General features: G+C 64.4%; 1 protein-coding gene and 1 pseudogene. One reads left to right on the forward strand and one right to left on the reverse strand.

From position 1 onward, the window contains the following. On the reverse strand, positions 1-1,604 hold a 1,604-nt coding region (locus AC1D01_RS31560), incomplete at its 3' end, for a cbb3-type cytochrome c oxidase subunit I (RefSeq protein ID WP_477873460.1). A gap of 282 nt (positions 1,605-1,886) precedes the next feature. Here AC1D01_RS31560 and AC1D01_RS31565 point away from each other — a divergent pair. Beyond that, positions 1,887-2,136, forward strand: a pseudogene (locus AC1D01_RS31565) (hypothetical protein); the annotation flags it as partial.

Consider the following 2,136-nt stretch of genomic DNA (forward strand, 5'->3'; position numbering starts at 1 on the left):
GTGCCGAGGATGCCGCCCGACATGAAGACGATGGTGGCGAAGAGCACGTTGACCGTCGCCGTCTTTCCGCGCACCAGCCCGAGCTTGACGAACAGGAAGCTGATGACGGCGATCGCGAAGACCTCGAAGAAGCCCTCGACCCAGAGGTGCACGACCCACCAGCGCCAGTACTCGACCATCGACAGATGGGTGTGCTCGCCCCACATCAACCCGGCGCCGAACAGCAGCCCGATGGCGACGGTGGAAAGGAACAGCAAGCCGACGATCGACGACATTTCGTCCTTGCGCACGAGCGCCGGCCACAGCGCGCGGCCTACCAGCACCAGCCACAGCAACAGGCCGATGAACAGGAACCATTGCCAGAAGCGGCCGATGTCGACGTATTCCCAGCCTTGGTGGCCGAACCAGAAGTTGTTGGCCAGGCCCAGCTTCTGCATCACGGCGAACCACTGCCCGGTGAACGCGCCGACGACGATGACGACCAGGCAGGCGAACAGCAGGTTGACACCCAGGCGCTGGTACTTCGGTTCGTGCCCCGAGATCGCCGGGCCGATGTACAGGCCCGTCGCGAGCCACGCGACAGCGATCCACAGCACCGCCAGCTGTGTGTGCCAGCTGCGCGTCAGCGCGTAGGGCAGCACCTCGGACAGCGCGATGCCATAGGCGTTCTGACCTTCGACCTGGTAGTGCGCCGTGGTGGCGCCGAGCAGGATCTGCAGGAGGAACATGGCGACCACGAGCCAGAAGTACTTGGCCGTGGCCTTCATCGACGGCGTCGGCACCAGCCCGCTCAGCGGGTCTTGCTTCGGCGCAGCGAGCGCCTCGACCTTGTCCTTGTGATGCCAGACCGCGTTGTGCCAGGCCAGAAGGGCGATGCCGGCGAGCATGAACAGCACGCTGAACACGGTCCAGATGAAGGTCGGCGCGGTTGGCGTGTTGCCGACCAGCGGCTCGTAGGGCCAGTTCTGCGTGTAGCTCATCGCCTCGCCAGGACGCTCGGTGACCGCCGCCCAGCTGGTCCAGAAGAAGAACGCGCCGAGCGCGCGGCGGTGTTGCGCATCGGGCACCGTGTCCTCTCGCATCGCATAGCCTTCGCGCAGCGCATGGGTGGCTGGATCGTTCGAGAACAGGCTCGAGTAGTGCGACGCGACCCGCGTGATCGCCTGCGCGCGTTCGGCCGGAACGACGATGTGGCCGCTGGCGGCGTCGAACGTATTGCGCCGAATCAACGGGCGCAACTCGGCTTGCACGCGGGCTTGCTCGCCGGGGCCCAGATCTGCGTAGGCCATGTTGTTTGTGGCACGCGCGCGCAGATCGAACCACGCCGTGGCTTCGCGGTGCAACCAATCCGCTGACCAGTCCGGTGCCACCAGCGCACCATGGCCCCAGATCGAGCCGAGTTGCTGGCCGCCGATGCTTTGCCACACCTGGCGGCCGAGCTCGATGTCGGTGCGCGTGTAGACGATGTCGCCACGCTCGGTGACAACGGCTTGCGGCATTGGCGGTGCCTGGCGGTGGATCTCGGTGCCCATCCAGAGCAGCACGCCGAAGCCGACGATGAGCAGGGTGCAAAGCCCCAACCACAGCCTACCGGTAGTCGACATGGAACGATCTCCCTGGGTGGACATGCGCTGGCGGCCGCGACCGGATGTCGTGGATCCCCAAGCATCCGGCCGCACGAGGAAGCCGAAGCCCGCCGCGCTTTGCGATCGTCTTCAAGTCGGGAGGGCGCCGGCTGTGCGACAGCGCACATTGCGACTTCGACGAGTTGGCTGCCATCGTCCGGCGAAATGTTGTACCTCCCACGATGAGCGTATAAGCGTAATTGGTGCCTTGCACCATCGAACGCGCGATTCGCGAACGCTTTGCAGCCAGCGAGCCGAGTCATGGCCACGCACCTTCCAGACTTCCGCAATGTCGACGCGACTGCATCTGTCGGATACATCGCGGAAGTGCGCCGTCAAGAGAGGTTGCTCAGCACCGGCGCGCTGCAGAACGCGATTCTCAACAGTGCTAATTTCTCGAGCATTGCGACCGATGCGAAAGGGGTCATCCAGATCTTCAACGTAGGCGCAGCTCGGATGCTGTCTCTWAWACACATCTCCGAGCCCACGAGACCCGTTCCAATCTCGTATT

This window comes from Rhizobacter sp. P3_B12, assembly GCF_056402895.1.